We start from the raw sequence: 25,458 nt of genomic DNA, 5'->3' as shown, positions 1-25,458 counted from the left end.
GTGCAGGAGGCGCTCGACCGCGGTGCCGAGGCGCCACTCCCGCGCACACTGATCGACATCCTCCGGGACACCACCGAGCAGCATCCCGATGCATCGGCGGTCGAAGACGCCGACGGCGCCCTGAGCTACGCGGAGCTTCTCGCGCACGTGTGGCGCACGGCTGCCGTGCTGAGAGAGCACGGCGTGAGTCAGGGCGATCGCGTCGGCATCAGGATGACGTCCGGTCGCCGCGATCTCTACATCGCGATCCTCGGTGCGATGGCGGCCGGCGCGGCATACGTCCCGGTCGACGCGGACGACCCCCAGGAGCGCGCCGATCTCGTCTTCCGCGAGGCACGGATCGTCGGCATGATCACCGATGCGGGCTACCTGCCCGCGGATTCTTCAGACGCGAGGTCGCTGTTCGCCAGCGCGACACCGCACCCGAGCACCTCGGCGGTGCCCGTCGTCGCCCCGCCGACGGTCGACGACGACGCCTGGATCATCTTCACGTCCGGCTCGACCGGGGTGCCCAAGGGCGTCGCCGTCTCGCATCGTTCCGCAGCAGCGTTCGTCGACGCCGAGGCGCGCCTGTTCCTGCAGGGTGCCCCGCTCGGCCCTGGTGACCGCGTGCTCGCGGGGCTCTCGGTCGCCTTCGACGCATCGTGCGAGGAGATGTGGCTCGCATGGGGTCACGGCGCGTGTCTCGTGCCGGCACCGAGAGCGCTGGTCCGGTCGGGTGAGGATCTCGGGCCCTGGCTGCTCGGGCACGGCATCACCGTCGTCTCGACGGTGCCCACTCTCGCTGCACTGTGGCCCCAGGATGCGATCGAGAACGTACGCCTACTGATCTTCGGCGGCGAGGCCTGCCCACCGGAGCTGGTCGCGAGACTGGCCTCGGATGGGCGCGAGGTCTGGAACACGTACGGGCCGACCGAGGCCACCGTCGTCGCGTGCGCCTCTCTGATGGACGGCACAGGTCCGGTGCGCATCGGCCTGCCCCTGGACGGCTGGTCGCTGGCCGTGGTCGATGCAGAAGGTCAGCGCGTCGCCGACGGCGAAGCGGGTGAGCTCATCATCGGCGGCGTGGGCCTCGCCCGCTATCTCGACCCGGCCAAGGATGCTGAGAAGTACGCTCCGATGCCGACGCTCGGCTGGGACCGCGCCTATCGCTCCGGCGACGTCGTGCGCGTCGAGCCCGAGGGTCTGATCTTCCAGGGCCGCGCCGACGACCAGGTCAAGATCGGCGGTCGTCGCATCGAGCTCGGCGAGGTCGAGGCGGCGCTGCAGGGGCTGAGCTCCGTCTCGGCGGCGACCGTGGTCGTGCAGAAGACCGAGGCGGGCATGCCGATCCTCGTCGGATACGTGGTCCCCGACGAGGGCTTCGACAGGCAGGTGGCGCGCGGCGAGCTCGCCGACACTCTCCCTGCTCCTCTGATCCCCGTGCTCGCGACCGTCGATGATCTGCCCGTCCGCACGTCGGGCAAGGTCGACAAGGCGGCGCTCCCGTGGCCCCTCGATTCCGGTGATGAGGGCGAATCCTCCCTCTCCGGCACTGCCGCCTGGCTCGCCGAGCAGTGGTTCGCCGTGCTCGGCATCCGCCCGAGCGATGAGGACGCCGACTTCTTCCAGCTCGGCGGCGGCTCCCTCGCTGCCGCCCAGCTGGTCTCGCGCCTGCGCACCCGCGCGCCCGAGTTCACGATGACCGACGTCTACGATCTGCCGCGGCTGCGGCAGATGGCCGATGCCGTCGACGACGAGGCCGACGATGAGGACACCGCGGAACGGATCTTCAGCCAGCAGGCACCGACGCCGCGGCGGATGCAGTGGGTGCAGACGATCGCCGGGTTGCCGCTGTTCGTGTTCACCGGCATCCGCTGGCTGCTCTTCCTGCTCACCGCGAGCTGGATCCTGCGCCTGTCCCCCGGATTCGAGTTCCTTCCCGACGTTCCGCTGTGGACGATCGTCGTCGGCCTGGTGATCTTCGTGACCCCGCTGGGCAAGATGACCATCGCCGCCGTCGCCGCCCGCCTGCTGCTCGCCGGGCTCCGACCCGGCGACTACCCGCGAGGCGGCGGCGTGCATCTGCGCCTGTGGCTCGCCGAGCAGATCGCGCAGCAGGTCGACCCGGTGGGCCTCGCCGGCGCGCCCTGGGTCGTCTACTACGCCAGAGCACTCGGCGCCCGCATCCACAAGGACGTCGATCTGCACACGGTGCCCCCGATCACCGGCATGCTCGACATCGGGGCCGGGGCATCGATCGAGCCCGAGGTCGACCTCACCGGGTACTGGATCGACGGCGACACCGTGCGCATCGGCGGCATCCGCATCGGCGCCGACTCGACGATCGGCGCACGCAGCACCCTCGCCCCGGGCACGAAGATCGGCCGCGGCGCCGAGATCGCACCCGGTTCGGCCGTGTTCGGGCGCGTGCGCTCAGGGCAGCGCTGGGCCGGGTCCCCGGCAGCCCGCGTCGGCGGTGTCTCGAAGCCGTTCGCAGCCGGTCGCCCGCCGAGCCGCACGCGCTGGCTCTGGGCCTACGCCGCGTCCTCCGCGTTCCTCGGCCTGTTGCCTGTCGTGTCGCTGGCAGCAGGGGCATGGGTGGTGGCACTCGGCATCCGCGGAGCTGACTCCCTCGCCGCCGCGATCCCCGGCATCCTGGCGCTGCTCGTCCCCGCGGTGCTGCTCGCGGGCGCGGCCTTCGCCGCCCTCGTGCTGCTTCTCGTGCGCGTGCTCGGGGTCGGCCTGAGCGAGGGGGTGTATCCGGTGCGCTCCCGCGTCGCCTGGCAGGCGTGGACGACCGAACGCCTGCTCGACTCGGCTCGCACCTTCCTCTTCCCGCTGTACTCCAGCAGCTTCACCCCGTTCTGGCTGCGCGCCCTCGGTGCCGACGTCGGTCGCGATGTCGAGGCCTCGACGGTGCTGCTCATCCCGAAGCTCACGACCATCGCCGACGGCGCGTTCCTCGCAGACGACACCATGGTCGCCACCTACGAGCTGCAAGGCGGGTGGATGCGGCTGGGCACTGCGCGGATAGGCAAGCGCGCGTTCCTCGGCAACTCCGGTATGGCGGCCGGCGGGCACAATGTGCCCCGAGACGGCCTGGTGGCCGTGCTGTCCGTCGCACCGCCCAAGGCGAAGGCCGGGTCGTCGTGGTTGGGCTCGCCCGCCGCTCGACTGCGTCGGGTGGTCAACGACTCCGACCTCGAGCGCACCTATCGCCCCCGCACCGGTCTGCGCGTCGCGCGAGCGCTCTGGGAGCTGGGCCGCATCATCCCGGTGTTCGTGACCTCTGCGATCGGTCTCACCGTGATGCTCACGCTCGCCGCTGTGGTCGACGCATGGGGGCTCGGATGGGCGGTCGCGCTGTCGAGCGTCGTGATGCTCGCCGCCGGCGCGATCGCCGCCCTCATCACGACAGCCGCGAAATGGATCATCGTCGGGCCGATCCGCGCCGGAGAACATCCGCTCTGGTCGAGCTTCGTCTGGCGCACCGAGGTGTCCGACACCTTCACCGAGATGGTCGCCGCCCCCTGGTTCGCGAACGCGGCTTCCGGCACGCCCGCTCTCGCCATCTGGCTGCGCACGCTCGGGGCCAAGATCGGTCGGGGCGTGTGGACCGACAGCTACTGGCTGCCCGAGCCCGATCTCGTGACACTCGGCGACGGCGCCACGGTGAACCGCGGATGTGTGGTTCAGACGCATCTGTTCCATGATCGAGTGATGAGCATCGACGCAGTGACCCTCGAGAACGGTGCGACCCTCGGGCCGCACAGCGTGATCCTCCCCGCGGCGACGATCGGAGCGGATGCGACGGTCGGCCCTGCATCGCTCGTGATGCGCGGCGAGTTCGTGCCGGTCGGCAGCCGATGGAGTGGCAACCCCATCGGCCCGTGGCGTGCCGTCAAGGTGCGCTCATACCAGGCGTCGAACGCGTGAACGTCGATCCCTACACGCCGCACAGCGGCGATCGGCGCTACGGCGTGCTGCACTACGACCTCGCCATCGACTACCGCGTGACGACGAACCGCCTCACGGGCATCGCGACGATCCGGCTGCGGATGCTGGAGTCGGCCAAGCACGTGTCCTTCGACCTCGTCGGGCTCAAGGCCACGAAGGTGCGTGTGAGCGGCGACCGAGCAGCATCGTTCCGTCAGGACGACCGGCGGCTCAAGGTGACCTTCGGCGGCGAGCGCGCGAGCGGGCAGGAACTCACCGTCACCGTCGAGTACTCGGGCGCCCCGTCGCCTCGCCGCACCCGCTGGGGACTCCTCGGCTGGGAGGAGCTCGAAGACGGCGTGCTGGTCGCGTCGCAACCCACCGGCGCTCCCACCTGGTTCCCCTGCAACGACATCCCCTCCGACAAGGCGACCTACCGTCTGCAGTTCACGGCCGACCCCGAGTACACCGTCGTGAGCGGCGGCGCAGCCACTCGGTCGACGCAGCGGGGCCGCACGCGCTGGACCTTCGACCAGCCGGTGCCCACAGCCACGTATCTGATGACAGTGCAGCTCGGTCAGTACGACGACGACAGGGTCGACCTCGGCGCGACACCGGGGCGCCTGTTCCACCCCCGGGCGCTCGCATCGCGTGTGCGCTCCGATTTCGCCGCACTGCCGCAGATGATGGAGACGTTCGTCGAGGCCTTCGGCCCCTACCCCTACGAGTCGTACAAGGTCGTCGTCACCCCCGACGTCCTCGAGATCCCGCTCGAAGCTCAGGGCATGGCGATCTTCGGAGCGAACCACGTCGACGGCCTGGGCGGAAGCGAGCGGCTGATCGCGCACGAGCTCGCGCACCAGTGGTTCGGCAACAGCGTCGGCGTCGCCCGCTGGCAGGACATCTGGCTGAACGAGGGATACGCGTGCTATTCGGAGTGGCTGTGGTCCGAGGCCGCGGGAGGGCCCACCGCTCATACGAATGCCCTGATGCATCACGCCAGCCTGCGAATCCTCCCCCAGGATCTCGTGCTCTCGGATCCCGGCCCGAACGACATGTTCGACGACCGCGTGTACAAGCGCGGCGCGCTCACTCTCCACGCTCTGCGTCTGACGATCGGCGACGAGCGGTTCTTCGCTCTGACGCGCGAGTGGACGACGCGCTTCGCTCGACTCGCGGTGACCAGCGATGACTTCCTCGGCCTGGTCGACGAGATCGCCGACGGCCAGGCGCGCGCCCTCGTCCGGAGCTGGATAGACGAGCTCCCACTGCCCGCGCTGCCTGCTGCTCGGGCCCAGCGCTGACGGCGGAGAATCAGCCGACGGCGACGCTCAGCACGTACCCGGGCGGCCCGACGAGCGTCGTGACATCGAGAGGCTTCAGGCGCCCTGGGAGCAGTGCCGACCACACACGCGGATCCGCGTCATGGTCGCTCGCCTGCAGGAGTACATCAGACGGCTCGATCTCGAAACCGCGACCGTCCGCCTTGACGGCCGATTCGATGCGCGTCCACGCCGCGAGATCCGGAGCTCTTCCGTCAGGGAACATCGGCCTCAATCCGTCGAGGCGGGTGTCGGCTGCCGCCCGCTCGACGTCGACGCCCAGCAGGATCGACCCCGCAGTGGCCGCTACCACGACCAGCCCCTCGGCGTGGCTCACACTGAGCGAGACGCCGGCGGAGCGTGGGCGGCCATGATCCGCGCCGCATCGGGCGCAGCGGCTGGAGAGCCGAACCTCGTCGGAGTGTCGGATCCTGCGCACGAGTTCGCGGATCAGCGCTCGCCCCGCCAGAAACCCCTGGGCCCGGCTGCCGGTCAGCTGGCGGAACCGGTCGAACTGCCCCTGCCCCATCGCGGCGACGTCGGTCTCGGTGAACCCCTGAAGGTCGGAGGGCCGCGCCCACACGACCGTCACGTCGCGCCAGGTGACCTCGCCCATGAATGCGTCTGCTCCCGTCGGATCGACAGCTGCAGACCGGCGGCTCAGACCTCGAAGTCGACGGCCACGCGCGACGCGACCACCGAGCGCACGTACGCCACGACCTCTTCGTGAGCCGGGTGCACCTGGTACTCCTCGAGGGCTTCGATCGAATCGACATCCGCAACGAGGGTGACTTCCCAGTTCGCGTCGGGATACGCCACGTTCGCGCCCGCAGAGATCGAGCGAAGCTGCGGCACGACGCCGTTGAGTGCGTTCAGCCTGCGGGCGACTTCAGCTGCCTGCTCGGAGCGCGTCGCTGCATCTTCTGCGGCGAGCTTCCAGGTGACGACGTGACGGATCATCGTGCTTCCTTCTTCAGTGCGTCGTGCTGCACGGCGGATTCGAGAGCATCGCGCAGTCGGTCGGCCGACAGTCGCCAGTGCGCATGCAGCTCTCCGTCGATGAGGACGACCGGAATCTTCTCCCACCACAGCTCGTAGAGTGCGGGGTCGTCGTTGATCGACGCCTCGACGATCTCGATGCGCTCGGCAGCCGCGTCGGGGAGTTCTGCGACCACGGAGTCGATGATCTCGGACGCGACGTCGCAGAGGTGGCAGTCGGGCTTGCCGATGAGAGTCAGCGTGGTCACGCCGACGGCACCTCGACATCGCGACCCTGAGCGATCCACTCGCCCGTTCCGCCCTCGACGTTGGTCGCATCGTATCCGCGGGCCTCGAGCGCCTCGACGACGCGCGCGGAGCGTCCGCCGGCCTGGCAGATCACATCGAACGACTCTGCAGGAAGCTCTTCGAGACGGTTGCCGATCTCGGACATCGGGATGTTGACCGCGCCGGGGACGTGTCCGGCGGCGTACTCATCGACCTCGCGGACATCGATGAGCGGAGTGCTCGAACGCTCGGCGAGTTCTGTGACGGTGATCGACTTCATGGCATGCTCCTGCGACGAGTGGGAAACCGGGGGCAGAGACACAAAGCGCCCGTCCGGAGACAGGCGCTCGTGTCTGGTCGCTTACTTCTTGTTGCGACGCTGGTGGCGAGTCTTACGAAGCAGCTTGCGGTGCTTCTTCTTCGCCATGCGCTTGCGGCGCTTCTTGATGACAGAACCCACGGAAACCTCACTAAGTCAGTGGCTGGGTGTCGTCGGTGACGGACACCCGGGTACGGGCACGGAAAAATGCCTCGGATCAGTCTATCAAACCGTGGAGCTCTTGCTGCACGCGCTCAGGAGACCGAGCCGAGAGTGTCAGCCGACGTCGGCTATCGGTCGCTGCAGAGCATCGGCCACCGCAGATTCCGGAACCCGGAAACTCCGACCGAAGCGAATGGCTGGCAGCTCCCCAGCGTGCACCATTCGATAGACGGTCATCTTCGACACGCGCATGAGTTCGGCGACCTCAGCCACCGTAAGGAACCGGACATCTGGAACCTCGGGCATCCCACGTACCCCTTTCTCGATTTGTGCACACTCTAGGGCGAATCTGGGACACGTGTAAACCCATGTGGCCTATGTGATCAGTGAGGATCACCGAACGAGGTCCTGAAGTCGCCGTACGCCCGGGACGAGGACGAGGACGAGAGTGTCGCCATGCTCACGTCGCGCACGCCCGAGAGAACAGGCGCATCACAGCGCAGACATAGGACGTATGCCGGAAGTGCTCAGGCTGCACTGGGATGCTGAACCCACGACTCACGATGGCACCGTCCGAGTCCACGCGGGCTGGGGCCCGCGGCCACGCCCCCGATGACAGGCCCCCCGTTGTCATCGGGGGCGACGTGCGACGGGGGTGTCAGCCGCCGAAGCGCTTGAACGCGTTGGCGACGACGTGCTTCGCAGATGCCGCCGCACGACCGACGACCTCTGCGGCGTGTGCTGCGCCGTCGGGAAGCGGCTGCCCGGGGTAGGCGATGTCCGGCGCGTCATCGCCGTAGGCATCCATGAGGAATGGGACGAGCCAGTCGTCGACGACCTCCAGCGGCTCGACAGCGAGGCTGTAGAAGCGGCGCTGGCCGTCTTCGCGCACGCTGACCAGTTCTGCCTCACGGAGAACCTTCAGATGCTTCGAGACGGTGGGCTGGCTGATGCCGAGGTCGGCGACGATATGGCTCACGCTCGTGCCGGCGTCCCCTTCGGTGGTGCGTCGCAGGAGGAGCTGGAGGATGTCTCGCCTCGTACCGTCTGCGATCACGTCGAAGATGTCCGTCATGTGATCAGGGTAGTCGTCCCCGGCACGGAGTACCATGACGAAGGCTCGGCGAGACCTCCTCGGCGTGCGGGCGTGTGGCGCCGATCAGAAAGGCGGATGATGTCGAGCATCGGATCGATGCCCTCTGCTCCGATGGCGCTGCGCGGTATCGGGCGATTCCTCCGGCACATGATCACCTCGTCGCCTTCGAGATTCGCGATCGTCATCTTCGCGACACTCATCCTGGTCTTCACCACTCTGCTCTCGTTGCCGATCGCCTCGGCCTCGGGAACTGTGACGCCGCTCAGCGACGCCCTGTTCACCGCGGTCTCGACGATCTGCGTCACCGGCCTCGTCACCGTCGACATGGCCTCGCACTGGTCTCCGTTCGGCAATGTCGTCATCTTCGTCGGCGTCAACATCGGTGGCATGGGTGTGCTCACCCTCGCCTCGCTGATGGGAATGGTGGTCTCACGCAAGCTCGGGCTGCGCGCGAAACTCCTCGCCGCGGGAGACACCAATCCGCTGCGGGCCCACGGCGGTGTCGTCAACGAGAGCCAGACCGTGCGGCTGGGAGAGGTCGGCCAGCTGCTGCGCACCGTCGCGCTGTCCACCCTCGTCATCGAGGGAGTCGTCGCACTGCTGCTGTACCCGGGTCTCGTGATGGCGAAGATCGACCCTCTCGTCGCACTGTGGGAAGCGCCGTACTACGCAGCCATGTCGTTCACCAACACGGGGTTCTCACCCAACCCCGGCGGGGTCGGCGTCTTCGCTGACGACTACTTCGTGCTGACGGTGCTCATGATCAGCGTCTTCCTCGGGAGCATCGGATTCCCGGTGATCTACACGCTCGCCAAGCACGTCTGGCACGTGAAGAAGTGGTCTCTGCACACGAAGCTCACCCTCATCACGACGTCGCTTCTCATCCTCCTGGGTGCGATCGTCTTCCTCGTCCTCGAGTACGAGAACCCGCGCACCTTCGGTTCGATGGATGCCGTCGACACGACATTCCAGGCCTTCTTCCTCTCGGTCATGACGCGTTCCGGTGGGTTCTCGGTGGTCGACGTGGGCGGGCTGAACGGGTCCTCGCTGGTCGCGGGCTCGATGCTCATGTTCGTCGGCGGCGGGTCGGCGTCCACCGCCGGAGGCATCAAGGTCACCACGCTCGCGGTGCTCGCGATCGCCGTGTGGTCCGAGGCGAAGGGACGCCAGTCCGTCGAGGCCTTCGGCCGCCGCATCCCGAGCGACGTGCAGCGCGTCGCGCTCAGCGTCGTCGCCTGGGGCGCGACCATCGTCGCGCTGTCGACGATCATCATCGCGCAGATCACCAAGGCCGACATCAGTCACGTGCTCTTCGATGTGATCTCGGCCTTCGGCACAGTGGGCCTGTCCACGGGCTTGACGGAGTCCCTCCCGGATTCGGCCACCTACGTCATGGCCGCGACCATCTTCATGGGACGCATTGGTACAGTGACTCTCGCCGCGGCCGTCGCCGCGACATCGCGAACGCAGTACTACTCACTGCCCGTGGAAAGGCCGATCGTTGGTTGAAGTACTCCGGAGCGATGCTCCCGTCCTCGTCATCGGCCTCGGCCGGTTCGGTGCCGCGTGTGCCGGCGAGCTCGATCGCCTCGATCGCGAAGTGCTGGCCATCGACGCGAACCTCGAGCTCGTGCAGAAGTGGTCGGACCGCGTCACCCACACCGTGCAGTCCGACGCGAAGAACATCGACGCGCTGCGTCAGATCGGCGCTCAGGACTTCCAGGTCGCCGTCGTCGCCGTCGGTTCGTCGATCGAAGCGTCGGTGCTGATCACCGCGAACCTCGTCGACCTCAAGGTGCCGCAGATCTGGGCGAAGGCCGTCTCGCAGTCGCACGGCAAGATCCTCGCCCGCGTGGGTGCCAACCACGTCATCTACCCCGAGCGTGAAGCCGGCGAGCGTGTCGCCCACCTCGTCTCCGGCCGGATGCTCGACTTCATCCGCTTCGACGACGACTTCGTCCTCGCGAAGATGTACCCGCCGAAGTTCATCCGCGGCGTCGGACTGAACGAATCCGGGGTGCGCAGCAAGTACAAGGTCACCGTTGTCGGCGTGAAGAGCCCCGGCAAGCCGTTCCGCTACGCCGAGGCGAACACGATCGTCACGAACCACGACCTCATCATCGTCTCGGGAACCAACAGCGACATCGAGCGATTCGCCGCACTCGACCGCTGAGCGGCGTCCCCGCTCAGCCGCCGGCCGCCAGCTCTTTCGCCCGGGCGAGCGCCGCATCCGCGGCTTCCGCGAACGTCCGGTCGAGGTGCGCCTCCTGCAGCACCGCGACGGCTCGCTCGGTGGTGCCCTTCGGGCTCGTGACCCGGCGACGGAGCTCCGACGGCTCCTCCACCGACGCGTCGAGCAGAGCGGTCGCTCCGATGAACGTCTGCTCCACCATCACCCGCGCATCGCTCTTGCTGAAGCCCATGCCGATGGCGGCCTTCGTGAGCTCCTCGATGAGCAGGTAGACGTAGGCGGGCCCCGACCCCGAGATCGTCGACAGCGCGTCGATCTGCGACTCCGGAACCTCGACGACTGCCCCCACAGTCGCGAAGAGACGGTGCACGAGAGCAAGGTCGTCGGCGGACGCGGCCGCCCCCGCCGCGAGGCCCGTGACGCCCTTGCCGACGGTCGACGGGGTGTTCGGCATCGAGCGGATCACACGGACGTCGGCGCCGAGGTTGTCAGCGAAGGTCTGCAGCGTGACCCCGGCCGCGAGACTCACCACGATCGCATCGTCGGCGAGTGCGGGAGCGATCTCGCGCAGCAGATCGGGGACCATCGCCGGCTTCACGCCCACCAAGACGATCCGAGCAGACTGAGCCGCCTGCGCGTTGCCGTCGGGCGTCTCGGAGAGCGCGATGCTCGTGACGCCGTCGAGGCCGGCGAGGGACGCCGCCTTCTCGGATGAGCGGTTCGTCGCGGTGATGCCTCCGTCGACGAGGATCCCGGATGCGACCACACCACGGAGGATCGCGCCGCCCATCGAACCGGCACCGAGGAACGCGAGAGCGGGAAGAGAGTCAGCCATGTCGTCATCCTACGGCGGGCATACCGGCGTCAGCGAAGAGGCGGATCTAGACTCGACGCATGAGTGCATCCGGCGGCGGCAAGGCCATTCTCGCGGCGTTCCTGGCGAACCTGGGCATCGCCCTGGCGAAGGCCCTCGCGTGGGCGCTCTCGGGGTCAGCATCGATGCTCGCCGAGGCGATCCACTCGGTCGCCGACTCAGGCAACCAGCTGCTGCTCATGGTGGGTGGGCGCAAGGCGAAGCGCGGGGCCGACCGATCTCACCCGTTCGGCTACGGCCGGGAACGCTACGTCTACGCCTTCGTCGTGTCGATCATCCTGTTCTCGGTCGGTGGCCTGTTCGCGATCTACGAGGCGATCGACAAGCTCACCCATCCCCATGAGCTCGACAAGACCTGGTGGTGGCTGCCGATTGTCGTGCTCGTCGTCGCGATCGGCCTCGAGTCCTTCTCTCTGCGCACGGCCGTCAAGGAGAGCAACCTCGTGCGCGACACGGGCCAGTCGTGGGTGTCGTTCGTCCGCCGCGCGAAGGCACCAGAGCTGCCCGTCGTGCTTCTCGAGGATGTCGGAGCGCTGACCGGTCTCACCTTCGCACTGCTCGGCGTCGGCCTGACCGTGATCACCGGCAACCCGCTGTACGACGCACTCGGCACCCTGATGATCGGCATCCTGCTCGTGGTCATCGCGATCGTGCTCGGAGTCGAGACCAAGAGCCTGCTCGTGGGCGAGGGCGCCACCCAGGCGGATCACGATCGCATCGTCGACGCGATCAACGCGGGCGACGAGATCGAGAAGATCATCCACATGAAGACGCTCTACCTCGGACCCGACGAGCTGATGGTGGCCGCGAAGATCGCGCTCAATGCCGACAAGCCCCTGCGCGAGGCCGCCGTCGACATCGACGCGATCGAGGCTCGCATCCGCGAGGCCGTGCCGGCAGCCCGCGTCGTCTACATCGAGCCCGACGTGTACCGGCCGTCGCTCGACCCGGAGCCGTCGACCGACGTGTTCGTGCTCAAGTCCTCGGACTGACTCGCACCGCGTCGGTGACCGTCAGCGACGCTGCTCGAAGAAGTCCCGCAGCAGTGCCGTGGCGTCGTCTGCCTCGATCCCGCCGATGACCTCCGCGCGATAGGGCAGCCGACGGTCGCGCAGCACGTCGTACATCGACCCGGCAGCCCCCGCCTTGTCATCCCAGGCGCCGAAGACGACTCGGCCGATTCGCGCCTGCAGGATCGCTCCTGCGCACATGAGGCAGGGCTCGAGCGTGACGACGAGGGTATGCCCTTCGAGGTTCCACGTGCCGACGGATGCCGCGGCGGCACGCAGCGCCTCGACTTCGGCGTGCCCGGTCGGGTCGCCTGTCGCCTCGCGGTTGTTGCGACCTTCCGCGACGATCCGCCCCTCGGCGTCGAGCACCACCGCGCCGACGGGGATCTCCGACGCTGCCGCCGCGTCATCCGCGAGCTCGAGCGCACGGCGCATCGCGATGAGGTCGGCGGCGGTCATGGATCGAGCCTACGACAGCTGCAGAAGCCGCCCAGCGCATCCGATGTCGTACGGGGGCGTCCGGCGCATTAGCCTGTAAGCATGCGTGTCCACGTCGCCGACCACCCTCTCGTCACTCACAAGCTCTCGGTGCTGCGCGACCATCGCACTCCGTCGCCGGTCTTCCGTCAACTGACCGAAGAGCTCGTGACGCTGCTCGCATACGAGGCGACCCGCAACGTGAAGGTCAGCCCGGTCGAGATCACCACTCCGGTGACCACGACGATGGGCGTCAAGATCTCCGAGCCGCGTCCGATCGTCGTTCCGATCCTTCGTGCAGGCCTCGGCATGCTCGAAGGTCTCGTCAAGCTGCTGCCGACCGCCGAGGTCGGGTTCCTCGGGATGGTCCGCGACGAAGAGACGTTCGAGCCGACCACCTACGCCGAGCGTCTTCCCGACGACCTCAGCGACCGCCAGTGCTTCGCGATCGACCCGATGCTCGCAACCGGCGGCTCGCTGGCTGCGGCCATCCAGTTCCTCTTCGACCGCGGGGCCAAGGACGTCACCGCGATCTGCCTGCTGGGCACGCCGGAGGGTCTCGCCGCGATCGAGGCTCTCGTCGGCGACCGCGATGTGACCATCGTGCTCGGCGCTCTCGACGAGCGTCTGAACGAGAAGGGCTACATCGTGCCCGGACTCGGTGACGCCGGAGATCGCCTCTACGGCACCGTCTGAGGCGCCGTCGGCTCGCCCTCGTCGAGCAGCGCCACGCCGAAGCCCGCGACGACATCGCGCACTTCGACGAGATACCGCTTCGCCTGCTCGGTGAGGGGTATCGCCGCGCGCCCGACCCATCCGATCTCGATGTGATCGTCGACGTCGAGGGGCACCGCGACGATCTCAGGATCGAGATCGTCGCTGATGATGCCCGTGGAGATCGTGTAGCCGTCGAGCCCGATCATGAGGTTGAAGATCGTCGCTCGGTCGGAGACTCTGATCTCCCGAGCGGTCGAGAGGGTCGAGAGGATCTCTTCAGCGAAGTAGAACGAGTTGTTCGCTCCCTGGTCGAAGGTGAGCCGCGGCAGACCGACGAGATCGTCGAGCGTCGCCCGCTCTCTGGAGGCGAGCGCGTTCCGCCGCGAGACGAAGATATGGGGTTCTGCGACGAAGAGCGGATGGAAAGCGAGACCCGAGTCTCGCAGCAGCTTGTCGATGACGTTCCGGTTGAAGTCGTTGCGGAAGAGGATGCCGAGTTCGCTGCGCAGCGTCCGCACATCCTCGATGATGTCCCATGTGCGGGTCTCCCGCAGCGAGAACTCGTACTCGGGCGCGCTCGTGCCCTTGACCATCCGCACGAACGCGTCGACAGCGAAGGAATAGTGCTGTGTCGACACCCCGAGGAGGCGGCGTGACGGTGGCCTCCCCAGGTAGCGCTGCTCGAGCAGCTCGGCCTGCTCGACGATCTGTCTGGCGTACCCGAGGAACTCCGAGCCGTCGCTGGTGAGCGTGACTCCCCGCGCCGAGCGGGCCAGAAGTGCACGGCCGACCCTGTTCTCAAGGTCCTTCATCGCCGCCGACATGGTGGGCTGAGCGACGTAGAGCACGTCGGCCGCAGCGGTGATCGATCCTTCTGCGGCGACCTCGATGAAGTACTGGAGCTGTTGCAGCGTGATACCGCTCGATCGCCTGGGCATAGGAGAAGGCTATATCACCGCATAGTGGAGCCGAATTACCCGATGACCTCATTGCGGCCGCACCATGGGGAACACAGCTTTCGCGAGGCCGAGTCGGCCTCTCTTCCCCGGATTGGCCCCTCATGGCGAACGAGATCACGTTCAGCATCACCACCACGCGTTTCGACGAGGACTACGCCCCGTCGGACAGTTCGCGTATCACCACGAACTTCGCCAACCTCGCCCGCGGCGAGCGGCGCCAGCAGAACCTCCGCAATGCCCTCGAGATGATCGACCGTCGATTCAACGATCTCGCACGCGGCGACCGCCCCGGCGGCGACCGCTACTCGGTCGAGCTCGACATCGTCTCCGTGCAGCTGCGATTCGCAGACGGCGAGGATCGCGAGTTCCCGGTGCTCGAAGTGCTCGACATCCACATCGTCGACCGACTGACCGGAGAGCGCCACCATGGGATCGTGGGGAACAACTTCTCCTCCTACCTTCGCGACTACGACTTCAGCGTCGTGCTGCCGGCGACGAACGCGGCGGGTGCCGGATTCTCCACTCCCGACGACTTCGGCGTGCTGCACGGCAAGCTCTTCCAGCACTTCCTCGAATCCGACGCGTACCAGGAGCGCTTCCCGACACTGCCGGTCATCTGCATCAGCGTCTCGACCAGCAGGACCTACCGCCGCAACGGCAATCACCACCCCGTGCTCGGCGCCGAGTACGTCCAGGACTCCTTCTCGCTCACCGACGAGTACTTCGGGAAGATGGGCCTGCAGGTGCGGTACTTCATGCCGCGCGGCAGCGTCGCCCCGCTCGCCTTCTACTTCCGTGGCGATCTTCTGAGCGACTACTCCGATCTGCAGCTCATCGGCACGATCAGCACCATGGAGACTTTCCAGAAGATCTACCGGCCCGAGATCTACAACGCGAACGCACCGGCAGAGAGCGTGTACCGTCCGAGCCTGGCGCATGATGACTTCCAGCAGACGGAGATCACCTACGACCGCGAAGAGCGCAGCCAGCTCGCCGTGGTGCAGGGACGCTACGCGGACGAGCACTTCGTGACCCCCCACCGGCGCGTGCTGGATCAGTGGGCCGCCGCCTACCCCGCTCCGGTCCGATGACCGGCGCTGGCTCGACCTCGAGAACCCTCCTCCCCACCTCGATCGTCGGGAGTCTGCCCAAACCGGCGTGGCTCGCGAGGCCGGAGGTGCTCTGGTCGCCGTGGGAGCTGGACGGCGATGCGCTCGTGGAGGGCAAGCACGATGCGCTGCGCGCCGCGGTGCACGAACAGCGTCGGCGTGGCATCGATATCGTCAGCGACGGTGAGCAGACTCGCCAGCACTTCGTCACCACCTTCATCGAGCATCTCGACGGCGTCGATTTCGAGAAGCGTGAGACGGTCCGCATCCGCGACCGCTACGACGCGAGCGTGCCCTCCGTGGTGGGCGCGGTGAGCCGTCGTGAGCCCGTATTCGTGGACGACGCGGCGTTCCTGCGCCGACAGACCGATCAGCCGATCAAATGGGCCCTGCCGGGACCGATGACGATGATCGACACCCTGGCCGACCGCCACTATCGCAGCCGCGAGAAGCTGGCGTGGGAGTTCGCGACGATCCTCAATCAGGAGGCGAGAGAGCTTGAGGCCGCGGGGGTCGACATCATCCAGTTCGACGAGCCCGCGTTCAACGTGTTCTTCGATGAGATGAAGGACTGGGGCATCGCCGCCCTGGAGCGCGCCGTCGAGGGGCTGAATGCTGAGACGGCTGTGCACATCTGTTACGGCTACGGGATCAAGGCGAACAACGACTGGAAGGCGACCCTGGGGGCGGAGTGGAGGCAGTACGAGGAGTCGTTCCCCCTTCTGCAGGGGTCGTCCATCGACATCGTCTCGCTCGAGAGTCACCACTCGCACGTGCCGATGGACCTCATCGAGCTCATCCGCGGCAAGAAGGTCATGCTCGGGGCGATCGATGTGGCGAGCGAGAAGATCGAGACCGCGGAAGAGGTCGCCGACACCCTGCGTCGCGCTCTCGAGTTCGTCGATGCAGATCTTCTGATCCCCAGCTCGAACTGCGGCATGGCACCGCTGCCGAGGCGCGTCGCACTCGACAAGCTGAGCGCGCTGGCCGCAGGAGCACGAATCCTGCGTGAAGAGCTCGGCGACCGCGCGGCCTGATCACCGCACCTCCCGGTTCGCAGCGGACTCTGCGCACCGCTGCAGCGCGAACGGCTCGTCGTGAGACATCGCGCCGACGGTTCCGATGGCGCGATTCACACGCTCAGTCGGTAGCCGCGCTCGTCTCCGTGGTAGATGAACCCGGCTCTCGCGAGGATCGGCGCCGACGTCTCCGTGCGTCCTTTCACGAGCGCGGTGGCGGCTCCGAGTGCGGCGCTGACTCGGAGCCGCTCGGCGAGGACGGCGCGATACGCGCCTCTCCCCCGTGCCTGTTCGAGCGTGGCCGCGCCCCACAGCCGGGCGAACCCGTCGGCGATCGTGCAGCCACCCGTGCTCACCGCCTCGCCGTCCGCATCGAGCCGCGCGAGAACTCGGAATCTCGTTCCGGCATCGAGAGCCGAGGTGATCTCATCGAGTTCGACGCGGAGCCCTCCTTCGTCGAGTGGCTGCTGCTGCCAGACGGGCACGTTGATCTCGTCGACCTCGCGAACCTGGTCGAGTGTCCGCACGACCTCCACGTCGATCCCGAGGGGGACGTCGACGATCGAGTCCCCGATCGGGCGAGCGAACACGGCGACCGTGTCGACATGTTCCGCTCCGCGCCGCCGCAGTTCTTCTTCGAGATCGGGGCGATCGGACGCGTTGGTCCAGAACCGCAACTCCGTCTCGTGCCAGGCCCTCGTTCGCTCGACGGCGTGATCGAGCACCGCGACGGGGTCGGCATCGGAGTCGACCTGAGAGCCCCGCACCCCGCCGCCGAAGCGCGCAGGGTAACGGACCAGTTGCAGGTGACTCTTCTGCTGCTCGCTGTCGCGAGGAAACCAGACCCACGCCGCCGATGCGCGCAGGATCTCATCGATCGTGTGAGTCATCGCTCTGCTTTGCTGTTCACGGTACTGCGTCAGCTCGCCGCACCCACCAGCCGCGCGAAGGCGCTCATTCGAGCGACCCCCTCGGGAGTGCGGGGCAGGTCGTCGAGCAGTGCCGGCGAGTGGATCAGGTATGCCGCGACCTGCGCTCTCGAGATCGCCACGTTCAGTCGGTTCTGGAGCAGCAGGAACTCCGGACCCCGTGGGGCATCGCGTCCGCTGGACGCCGCGAGCGACGTGATCGAGACCACCGCCTCCTTGCCCTGGAAATTGTCGACCGTGCCGACCGGGACCTCAGGGAAACCGGCCTCGGCGAGCGCGTCGTGCACGACCTGACGCTGTGCGTTGTAGGGAGCGACGACGATGATGTCGCGCTGCGCGAGCGGACGGACCGTGGCATCGGCATCGTTGTCGGTGAACGCTCGCCCGACGAGATCTCGTACGAGCGCCACCACCGCGCCCGCCTCCTCCGGCGACTGCGTGGCGTTGCCCCGGTGGCGGAGCGGGACGATGTGCAGACCCGGGTCGATGCCCTCGAGCGAGCGCAGTTCGGTGCCGGGAGCCGACGCGAGCCGCCCGGCGTACGCGAGCCTCGACACCGGCGCCGCGAGGCGAGGATGCATGCGCCACGAGCGCGCCAGGAAGTAGCCGTAGTCCGGTCGGACCACCGCATCGCCGTCCATGACCCAGCCGAGCGCCGACGTGTCGACGGGCTCGGGGTGCGCGCCCTGGCTGACCTGGGGAAGCTGCTGCGGGTCTCCGAGCAGCAGCAGCCGCTTGGCACCTGCCGCGACGGCGATCGTGGACGCGAGGGAGAACTGCCCCGCTTCATCGACCACGAGCAGGTCGAGGCCTCCGCGCTCCACTCGTGCCGTATTGCTGAAGTCCCAGGCCGTTCCGCCCACCACGGCCCCGTGCTCGGCATGTTCGCCGAGGAACGCGGCCATGCCGTTCTTGGGGATCACCGTGTACGACGGGTCGGTCGACGGGTCCTTCGGGGACTTGGCGACCTGCGCCGCGGGAACACCGTCGGCCACCACGCGTTCGAGCAGATTCTCGATGATCGCGTGCGACTGCGCGACGACGCCGATCGTGAAGCCGTGCTCCTTCACCAGTCGCGCGATCACCTGAGAGCCCGTGTAGGTCTTGCCTGTGCCCGGAGGGCCCTGCACGGCGAGATAGCTGCGGTCGAGATCGAGGACGGCGCGCACGATCGCGTCGATCGTGTCACCGCCGCTCTCTGGCAGCACGCTGCCCGAGAGCGTCCGCGGAGGGATCCGGCGGAGGATGTCGGTGGCCGCATCGGAAGGGAACCCGGGCGCTGCCGCGTGGACTGTGTCGGCCCATTCGTCGATCGCGCCCTGCAGCGAGACGACGCGTGGCGGCGCCGCCGGGGTGAGAGCGAGAGGCAGCTCGTCCCAGGTCTGTCCCTGGATCGCCGTCTCGGTGATCAGATAGCCGTCGTCGAGCACCTCGGCGACTGTGACGCTGTGCGGAACGTGCGCTGCGCGTGACGGAGCATCTGTGTCGAACGGCGCAGGCACCGGGTACAGGGCGAACGGCTGTGATCCGGCGCCGAGGGTCGTTCCCGGCGACACCTCGCCGCGGATCTCGATGTCACGCGACATCACCCGCCGTCCCTCGCCGATGCTCCAGTCGCGCTGCACGGTCGAGGACAAGCGGTCGACTCGCACGACATCACGAGTGCCGTCCCACATCGTGACGGGCTCGCGCAACCGCTGGAAGTGCGAGACCCAGAAGCTCTTCGCCTCTCGGGGGAAGTAGTCGATGGCGGCAGCGGCGATGCGATGCACCTGCCCATCGCCACCCGCGTCGACGGCCCGTTCGGCGTCGGCGAGCAGCGCGACCGACCGCGGGGACGGCTCGTAGATGACCTCGTCGGCCTCATCGGGCGGCGCGGGGTTCACCCCCTCCTTCCGAGCGATGTCGATCAGCCAGTTGCGAAGGCGACGGGTCGACACGCAGTCGTAGCGGTTGTAGTCGGCGAGGTCGGCGAACACCGCGTCCGCCTCTTCCTGCTCCCCTGCCGCCGCGAGCTCTCGGGCCGCCACGTACTGGACGATCGAGTCATCGCCCTTCTGCACGTCGCTCGTGCGAACGTCTTCGCCCATGTACAGCGGCTCGAGCTTCTTGATCGAGTACGACCTCGTGCCGACCCTCACGGTGCGCAGAACCAGCGGATAGAGGTCGACGAACACCCCTTCACGCAGCAGGCGATCGATCTCGCCCTCGCGTACGCCGTGCCGAGCGGCCATGGCCACCAGGTGCGATGTCTCGTAGGGGGCGTAGTGGTAGATGTGCATGCCGGGGTGCGCGGCTCTGCGCACCTTCACGAAGTCGAGGAAGCGCTCGAACGCCTCTCGCTCCGCCGCGAAGTCGTGGGCCCACAGCGCCGTGTATTGGTCGGCGTTGTCGACCCATCCGAAGAGGTAGTCGATCCCCCAGTGAGCCTCGCCATCGGGTGCCGGCTCGGTGTAGAGCGGATCGCCCTCGAAGTCGAAGAAGATGTCGCCGTGGCTCGGCACGGGGAGCGTGTGGATCGCCGCGGCGTAGTGCACGTCGTAGGTCGGCGCGCCCTCGGCCTCCGCTCGGATCTGCAGCCTCGCCTGCGCGCGCAACGTCTCGAACGTGTCGGTGTTCATGCCGTCAGGGGGCGTGATCGCGTCGGCCAGGGCGTCGATCGTCTCGATCCCGGCCGCCCGCAACCGTGCACGCTGGACGGGCCGCATACGCGCGACCATCAGCAGATCGCGATGCGCGATCACCTGCTCCTCGCACGTCGCGCAGCGCCCGCACGCCACGACCTCGAGGTCGCCGCGGTCGTCGCCCCATGCCAGCGCGGCACCGGCGGAACCCTCGTCGACTCGTCGATCGGCGATGAGCGCGCGCAGGCGCGCTCTGCGCACCTGGAACAGCGGAAGGAGGTCGTCGACGGCGTGGGTGCTCAATGTTCCGTCGCCGAGGATCAGGTCGACCTCGTCGGATCGGGGAAAACCCAGCCGATCGAGCTGATCGACATATGCCGCCAGCTGCATGAGTGCGGTGACCCGCGCCTTGCGGGCGAGCTTGGAATCCTGCACCCGCCAGCGCCCGTCGTCGTCGCGCTTCAGGAAATCGGCGAAACCGACGAACTCGGGTGTCGCGAACGCGGCTTGGAAGACGACGACGGCATCGGAGCCGAGCGCCCGCACCGTCTCGTCGACAGCCGCCGCAAGGGCTTCGGCATCGACGGACGAGACCTTCTCGACGAGATGCACCCGATCGGCGCCGAGATCGTCGAGGTACCGCGCCAGCACGTTCTGCTCATGGACGTCGCCGAGCAGCGCTGCCCTGGCGAGAGTCGCGTCCTCAGGCTCCTCGACGGCCGGAACGCGGCCCAGCTTCGCATCGATCGCTCGGCACCAGGCGAATTCGCATTCGGCGGCCGCCTTGAGGTCGCTCGCGCTCCAGATGACGCGCTGCGCCTGAGTGTCGATCCGCACGATTCTCCCGTTCCCTCGGATGCTTCGACACTAGCCGCGGCATCCGACACGGGATCACCTCGAGAGGCGTGTCAGCGCCACCACGTGTCGTCCGGGGTGACCGGAAGATGACGCTTGTGCTGCGTGGCGAGGTAGCGGGATTCGATTCGCCCGGCGACGTCGGGAGCGACCTCGCGCCCTTCGAGGAAGTCGTCGATCTGCTCGTAAGTGAGGCCCAGCTCGTCTTCGTCGGCACGGCCGGGCTGGCCGTCGAGCAGGTCGGCCGTCGGCACCTTGTAGGCGAGACGATCGGGCGCTCCGAGCAGCAGCAGCAGTGAACGGCCCTGCCGCTTGCTGAGCCCGGACAGGGGAAGGATGTCGGCGGCTCCGTCGCCGAACTTCGTGTAGAAGCCTGTGACGGCCTCCGCCGCGTGGTCAGTGCCGATGACGAGGAGACCGTCGTGTCCGGCGAGCGCGTACTGCGTCACCATGCGCACGCGCGCCTTGATGTTGCCGCGATTGAAGTCGCTGATGTCGCTCGTGACGGCGAACTCGATGTCCTCCTCGACGCCGTCGACGCCGTTCTGGATGTTCACCTCGACCGAGGAGTCCGGTGCGATGAACTCGAGCGCGGCCTCGGCATCCGCTGCATCCTTCTGCACCCGGTACGGCAGGCGCACGGCAAGGAACTTCGCTTCTCCGCCCTCGGCGCGCACACGCTCGACCGCGAGCTGTGCGAGTCGTCCGGCGAGCGTCGAATCCTGGCCGCCGGAGATCCCGAGCACGAAGCCCTTCGCCCCTGTGGTGCGCAGGTAGTCGACGAGGAAGCCGACGCGGCTCTCCACCTCGGCTGCCGGATCGATCTCGGGCTTCACGCCGAGTGCTTCAGAGATCTGCTGCTGCAGGGTCATGTGTTCCTCCGGTCTGCCAGACGCCAGTATCCTCCCCCAGTGTTACATCGAGATGACGTCGGTCGCACGCGCGCGACTTCGCGGCGACCGCTCCACCTGGCAGGATGGCTGAGTGAAACTTCTCGTCGCAGCCATGGCCTCCGAACTCGCAGCTTTCCCGGAGGAGCTCGAGGGATTCGACCGGCTCGTCACCGGCGAGGGCAAGATGCAGGCCGTGTTCGGCCTCACCCGTGCGCTCGACGCCAAGGAGTACTCCGAGGTGGTGGTCGTCGGGACCGCGGGCGGTATCGATCCTGCACTCGACGCGAGCGCGCATGAGATCGGCAGCGCGCTGCAGCACGACGTCTTCAACCTCGACGGAATCGCGGGGCACCACGTGTCTCTGCCCGCGCGCGTGTCCACGGGCCGCGAGGGCGTGCTGATCGCGACCGGCGACAGCTTCGTCGGCGATGCCGGTATCAGCGCTGTCATCCGGTCTTCCGGCGCTGGTCTGGTCGACATGGAGACCTACGCGTACATCTGGGTCGCCGAGCAGTTCGGAGTTCCGATCCGCGCGTTCCGCGCGATCTCCGACCGGGCAGAGGAAGGCGCGCTCGTCGACTTCCGCGAGGCGATCGCACGGTGCAGCGTCCAGCTCCGTGACGTGATCCGCCGGGAATACGGCGTCTGAGACCGGGCATTCTCGGAGCCCCGTTCCCTCCGGCGGGGGGACTCGCAGAGTCAGCGCGCTTCGATCACACTCGGTCCGCTCGACGTCGCACGAACCCGGAGTTGCGCGGGGATCTGCTCCTGCATCGCCTCGACGTGGCTGATGACACCGACGGTGCGTCCGCCCTGGCGTAGTTCGTCGAGCGTGCGCATGGCGACGTCGAGCGTGTCGCCGTCGAGGGAGCCGAACCCCTCGTCGATGAACAGGGTGTCGAGACGGATGCCGCCGGCTCGTGCCGTGACCACTTCGGCGAGTCCGAGAGCGAGGGCGAGGGAGCTCAGGAAGGTCTCGCCTCCCGACAGCGACTGGGCGGGTCGGGTCTGGCCGGTGAACGCGTCGAACACGACGATGCCGAGGCCTGACGCAGCCCCGCGGGCGGCGAGTGCATCCGAGTGGCGCAGCTGATACCGTCCGGTCGACATGTCGTTGAGCCGACGGTTCGCCGCGTCGACGATCTCTTCGAGTTCGGCGGCGAGCACGAACGTCTCGAGCGTCATCTTGCGCGCGTTCGCCCCTCGCCCGGCGATCGTGTCGGCAAGTCCTCGCAGAACCTCGTAATCGGCCGCGTCGTCCGCGATGCGGGCGTGCTCTGATGCCGCTGCCTCGATGACCGCAGCCAGTTGCTCTGACACGCCCGCCGCCCGCCCCGCCTCGTCGACCGCGTCGGACCAGCGCTGCCGCGCGGCGACGGACAGCAGTTCGACAGGACCGAGATCGATCGTCTCCTCCGGGAGGGTGCGGAGCTCGAGGTCGAGAAGGATCGCGCGCTCCTTCTCCCGCTGGACGGAGTGCTGGGTGACTCGGCTCTCGAGAGCCGTCTGCGCGGCGACGGTGCGAAGTGCCCGTTCGACCTCAGCGACGCCATGGAACTCCGATGCTTCCAGCGCCGCTTCCAGCTCGGCCTTCGCTGCGCTCGTCGCCTCGGCCCTGCGCGCTCGTTCTGCGACCGCCTCGACCAGCGCGAGAGCGGCCCGGACCTCGACGCGCATCGCCGTGAGCCTCTCGGCCACGGACTCGTAGGGTCCTCTCGCCTCGGTGATCGCCTCCCGCGTGTCGGCGACGCGTTGCGCCACGAGCGAGTGCGCTTCGCGCGCCGCAGCCAGCACCGTGGAATCGCGGTCGCGGTCGCCCTCGAGACGACGGATCCGCTCGAGCAGCACCTCGCGCTGCTGCTCGAGCGCGGCCTGCTGATCGGATGCATCGGTGCTCTGTGCGTGCGCTGCTGTCGCGTCGTCGAGCTCTTCGCGGGCCCCGTCGACCTCGCGACCGTCTGCGCGGGTGATCGCCGCGGCCAGGTCGGCGCGCAGTGAAGATCTCAGTTCCGCCGCATCTCGCTCGCGCTGCGCGAGGACATCACGTGCGGCTTCGGCCTCGTCGACGTCGTCGGCAGAGACGGGATCAGCATGCACGGCGGGAGCCGGGTGCTCGTGCGATCCGCATACCGGGCACGCCTCGCCGCCGCGCAGCGACGTCGCCAACTCCCCTGCGAATCCGTCGAGTCGACGCTGCCTGAGCTGAGCGAGCACGGTCTGTGCAGCAGCGAGCGCAGCGCTCGCGTCAGCGAGCTCGCGCTCGGCGTCGGCATGGGCGGCCCTGAGGCGCACTGTCTCGAGCGCAGCCGTATGCCGCACTGCGGCAGCATCCCGTGCGGCAGCCAGGTCTCCGGCGCGATCAGCGAGTTGCCTCGCCGCGTCGCGCGCGAGGGTGAGTTGTTCGAGCTGCGCGGGAAGCGCGACACGGTCGGCCTCTGCCGCGTCTATGCGCCTGGTCGCCGCCGCCACTGCATCGGAGGCCGCTACGAGTTCGGCATCGAGTGCCGCCGCGGATCGTTCCAGCTCTGCTGCACGCTGCCACGCGCCGATCTGCGCCGTGCGCTCGGCCGCCCATTCTGCGAGGTCGTCCGTGACGACCCCGTGCGCCTCCCAGGTCGCTCGTGCGCGAGTCTCGGCCTCGAGGGCCGCCTCGAGCGCCGCTGCCGCCGTTGCCGCGGTCGCGATCGGGCCTCGCAGCAGCTCCGCGGCTCTGGCGTCCTGCAGCTCACTGCGCGCGGCGGCGATGTGCGGCTCGTCGGCCTCGAGACGTGCGAGCGCGATTCTGGCCCGGTCTCGCTCGGCCTGAGACCGCTGCTCTTCGCGCGCCATCGCGAGCGCGGCGTCGGCGGCGTCCGACTGCTTCTCAGCCTCGATGCGCTCCGCTGCTCGACGTTCCGCGCGGTAGTCGGCTCGAGACTTCGCACGGCGCAGACCTTCGAGGCGTTCCTCGGTCGTCACCGCGACAGGCTCCGCCTCGGTCGCGCCCGTGTCATCTCCCTGCGCCTCGCTGTCGTGACCGAGGTCGGCGTTGCCGACGAGCCGCTCGCCTTCGTCGAGGCGGGCAGACACCGTCGCGAGGCGTGCCCCGAGAGTCTGCTCGGCTGCTTTGCGCCGTTCGTCGAACCGCGCCTGCACGTCTTCGAACCGCTCGGTGCCGAACAGCCGCCGCAGCAGGGACTGCCTCTCTTTGCTCCCCGCCAGAAGGAACTCGGAGAAGCGATTCTGCGCGAGCAGGATCACCTGCAGGAACTGCTCTCGACTGAGCTGCAGGATCTCGTCGAGCTCATAGGCGGCCTCGCGCTCTTTCGCGGCCAGACCGACCCATTCCCCGCCGACCATCGTGTCGAGCTGCACGGCCGCGGGCTGCACCGTCATGCCGCCGCCGCGCTTCTTGGGGCGCTCGTATTCAGGTGAACGCCTGACGCGGAATCGACCCGCCGGAGTACTGAACTGCACCACGACCTCGGTCGCGTCGTCGGGCTCGCAGTGATCGCTGCGCAGCCGCTTCTCGCCGCCCTCGTAACGCGGGACTCCGCCATAGAGGCCGAAGCAGACGGCATCGAGGATGCTGGACTTGCCGGCACCTGTGCGCCCGGCGATCAGGAAGATGCCGTCGTCGGCGAACGCGTCGAAATCGACGATCTGACGCTCGCGGAACGGACCGAATCCCTCGACCTCCAGACGGTGCAGCTGCATCAGAGCACCTTCTTCACTGTCG

23 protein-coding genes are annotated in these 25,458 nt (G+C 68.0%); 9 read left to right on the top strand and 14 right to left on the bottom strand.

Annotated elements, in window-relative coordinates; translation table 11 throughout:
• Nucleotides 1–3,918, top strand: coding sequence for a Pls/PosA family non-ribosomal peptide synthetase (locus tag ACIOU8_RS08720; protein WP_400788179.1), 3,918 nt, complete (start codon nt 1–3; stop codon nt 3,916–3,918).
• Nucleotides 3,915–5,222 carry a M1 family metallopeptidase gene (locus tag ACIOU8_RS08715; RefSeq protein WP_400788177.1) on the top strand — a complete coding sequence of 436 codons (1,308 nt, stop codon included), beginning with the start codon at nt 3,915–3,917 and terminating at the stop codon, nt 5,220–5,222. The genes ACIOU8_RS08720 and ACIOU8_RS08715 overlap by 4 nt, the downstream gene beginning before the upstream one ends.
• Before the next feature lie 10 nt (nt 5,223–5,232).
• On the opposite strand, the gene ACIOU8_RS08710 is transcribed toward ACIOU8_RS08715, so the two are convergent.
• From ACIOU8_RS08710 to ACIOU8_RS08680, 7 genes are all read right to left on the bottom strand, one after another.
• Nucleotides 5,233–5,856 (bottom strand): 4'-phosphopantetheinyl transferase family protein, encoded by a 624-nt coding sequence (locus ACIOU8_RS08710; RefSeq protein WP_400788175.1) that lies wholly within the window; start codon nt 5,854–5,856, stop codon nt 5,233–5,235.
• A gap of 44 nt (nt 5,857–5,900) precedes the next feature.
• Nucleotides 5,901–6,200, bottom strand: coding sequence for a Dabb family protein (locus ACIOU8_RS08705; RefSeq protein WP_400788173.1), 300 nt, complete (start codon nt 6,198–6,200; stop codon nt 5,901–5,903).
• Nucleotides 6,197–6,487: a glutaredoxin family protein gene (locus ACIOU8_RS08700; protein ID WP_400788171.1), complete on the bottom strand. Its 291-nt coding sequence runs from the start codon at nt 6,485–6,487 to the stop codon at nt 6,197–6,199. The genes ACIOU8_RS08705 and ACIOU8_RS08700 overlap by 4 nt, the downstream gene beginning before the upstream one ends.
• A complete protein-coding gene (locus ACIOU8_RS08695; protein ID WP_400788169.1) occupies nt 6,484–6,786 on the bottom strand; it encodes a rhodanese-like domain-containing protein in 303 nt (100 codons plus the stop codon). Before ACIOU8_RS08695 ends, ACIOU8_RS08700 begins: the two co-directional genes overlap by 4 nt.
• Nucleotides 6,787–6,867: 81 nt before the next feature.
• Nucleotides 6,868–6,966 carry a 30S ribosomal protein bS22 gene (locus tag ACIOU8_RS08690; RefSeq protein ID WP_003792170.1) on the bottom strand — a complete coding sequence of 33 codons (99 nt, stop codon included), beginning with the start codon at nt 6,964–6,966 and terminating at the stop codon, nt 6,868–6,870.
• 135 nt (nt 6,967–7,101) lie between these two features.
• Nucleotides 7,102–7,293: a helix-turn-helix domain-containing protein gene (locus tag ACIOU8_RS08685; RefSeq protein ID WP_042538977.1), complete on the bottom strand. Its 192-nt coding sequence runs from the start codon at nt 7,291–7,293 to the stop codon at nt 7,102–7,104.
• A 352-nt stretch (nt 7,294–7,645) separates the two neighbouring features.
• Nucleotides 7,646–8,062: an ArsR/SmtB family transcription factor gene (locus tag ACIOU8_RS08680; protein ID WP_400788167.1), complete on the bottom strand. Its 417-nt coding sequence runs from the start codon at nt 8,060–8,062 to the stop codon at nt 7,646–7,648.
• A gap of 117 nt (nt 8,063–8,179) precedes the next feature.
• Between ACIOU8_RS08680 and ACIOU8_RS08675 the strand changes: the two genes are divergently transcribed.
• Both ACIOU8_RS08675 and ACIOU8_RS08670 read left to right on the top strand, forming a co-directional pair.
• Nucleotides 8,180–9,592 carry a TrkH family potassium uptake protein gene (locus ACIOU8_RS08675; protein WP_400788165.1) on the top strand — a complete coding sequence of 471 codons (1,413 nt, stop codon included), beginning with the start codon at nt 8,180–8,182 and terminating at the stop codon, nt 9,590–9,592.
• The gene (locus ACIOU8_RS08670; RefSeq protein WP_140036265.1) at nt 9,585–10,256 is read left to right on the top strand and encodes a TrkA family potassium uptake protein; all 672 of its coding nucleotides are present in this window, start codon (nt 9,585–9,587) and stop codon (nt 10,254–10,256) included. Before ACIOU8_RS08675 ends, ACIOU8_RS08670 begins: the two co-directional genes overlap by 8 nt.
• 13 nt (nt 10,257–10,269) lie before the next feature.
• Here ACIOU8_RS08670 and proC read toward each other — a convergent pair whose 3' ends face one another.
• Nucleotides 10,270–11,109, bottom strand: coding sequence for a pyrroline-5-carboxylate reductase (gene proC, locus ACIOU8_RS08665; RefSeq protein WP_400788162.1), 840 nt, complete (start codon nt 11,107–11,109; stop codon nt 10,270–10,272).
• A gap of 59 nt (nt 11,110–11,168) precedes the next feature.
• On the opposite strand from proC, the gene ACIOU8_RS08660 reads away from it, so the two are divergent.
• Nucleotides 11,169–12,140 (top strand): cation diffusion facilitator family transporter, encoded by a 972-nt coding sequence (locus tag ACIOU8_RS08660; protein WP_400788160.1) that lies wholly within the window; start codon nt 11,169–11,171, stop codon nt 12,138–12,140.
• Between the two features lie 21 nt (nt 12,141–12,161).
• On the opposite strand, the gene ACIOU8_RS08655 is transcribed toward ACIOU8_RS08660, so the two are convergent.
• Entirely contained in the window at nt 12,162–12,617 is a 456-nt protein-coding gene (locus ACIOU8_RS08655; protein WP_400788158.1) for a nucleoside deaminase, read from the bottom strand.
• 81 nt (nt 12,618–12,698) lie between these two features.
• Here ACIOU8_RS08655 and upp point away from each other — a divergent pair, with 81 nt between their 5' ends.
• Entirely contained in the window at nt 12,699–13,331 is a 633-nt protein-coding gene (gene upp, locus ACIOU8_RS08650) for a uracil phosphoribosyltransferase (RefSeq protein WP_042538962.1), read from the top strand.
• Here the strand turns inward: upp and ACIOU8_RS08645 are convergent.
• Nucleotides 13,316–14,290, bottom strand: a complete 975-nt coding sequence (locus ACIOU8_RS08645) for a LysR family transcriptional regulator (RefSeq protein ID WP_400788156.1) — start codon at nt 14,288–14,290, stop codon at nt 13,316–13,318. The two genes, upp and ACIOU8_RS08645, sit on opposite strands and share 16 nt — an antisense overlap.
• 122 nt (nt 14,291–14,412) lie before the next feature.
• On the opposite strand from ACIOU8_RS08645, the gene ACIOU8_RS08640 reads away from it, so the two are divergent.
• Both ACIOU8_RS08640 and ACIOU8_RS08635 read left to right on the top strand, forming a co-directional pair.
• Nucleotides 14,413–15,402, top strand: coding sequence for a putative oxygenase MesX (locus tag ACIOU8_RS08640; protein ID WP_400788153.1), 990 nt, complete (start codon nt 14,413–14,415; stop codon nt 15,400–15,402).
• Nucleotides 15,399–16,457, top strand: coding sequence for a methionine synthase (locus tag ACIOU8_RS08635; protein ID WP_400788151.1), 1,059 nt, complete (start codon nt 15,399–15,401; stop codon nt 16,455–16,457). Before ACIOU8_RS08640 ends, ACIOU8_RS08635 begins: the two co-directional genes overlap by 4 nt.
• Nucleotides 16,458–16,552: 95 nt before the next feature.
• Here ACIOU8_RS08635 and ACIOU8_RS08630 read toward each other — a convergent pair whose 3' ends face one another.
• The 3 genes from ACIOU8_RS08630 to nadE all read right to left on the bottom strand — a co-directional run bounded on the left by ACIOU8_RS08630 (nt 16,553) and on the right by nadE (nt 21,719).
• On the bottom strand, nt 16,553–17,329 hold the full coding sequence (locus ACIOU8_RS08630; RefSeq protein ID WP_400788149.1) for a hypothetical protein: 777 nt from the start codon (nt 17,327–17,329) through the stop codon (nt 16,553–16,555).
• A 29-nt stretch (nt 17,330–17,358) separates the two neighbouring features.
• On the bottom strand, nt 17,359–20,829 hold the full coding sequence (locus ACIOU8_RS08625; RefSeq protein ID WP_400788147.1) for a TM0106 family RecB-like putative nuclease: 3,471 nt from the start codon (nt 20,827–20,829) through the stop codon (nt 17,359–17,361).
• A gap of 71 nt (nt 20,830–20,900) precedes the next feature.
• A complete protein-coding gene (gene nadE / locus ACIOU8_RS08620) occupies nt 20,901–21,719 on the bottom strand; it encodes an ammonia-dependent NAD(+) synthetase (protein WP_400788145.1) in 819 nt (272 codons plus the stop codon).
• Between the two features lie 112 nt (nt 21,720–21,831).
• On the opposite strand from nadE, the gene ACIOU8_RS08615 reads away from it, so the two are divergent.
• On the top strand, nt 21,832–22,389 hold the full coding sequence (locus ACIOU8_RS08615; protein WP_400788142.1) for a nucleoside phosphorylase: 558 nt from the start codon (nt 21,832–21,834) through the stop codon (nt 22,387–22,389).
• Nucleotides 22,390–22,439: 50 nt separating this feature from the next.
• On the opposite strand, the gene ACIOU8_RS08610 is transcribed toward ACIOU8_RS08615, so the two are convergent.
• Complete coding sequence (locus ACIOU8_RS08610) at nt 22,440–25,436, bottom strand: AAA family ATPase (protein ID WP_400788140.1); 2,997 nt, start codon at nt 25,434–25,436, stop codon at nt 22,440–22,442.
• Nucleotides 25,437–25,458: the final 22 nt, after the last annotated feature.

It is taken from the genome of Microbacterium sp. NPDC087589 (genome assembly GCF_044743635.1).
In the GTDB taxonomy this organism is placed as follows: Bacteria; Actinomycetota; Actinomycetes; order Actinomycetales; family Microbacteriaceae; genus Microbacterium.
This window is presented reverse-complemented; position numbering and strand designations above follow the sequence as displayed.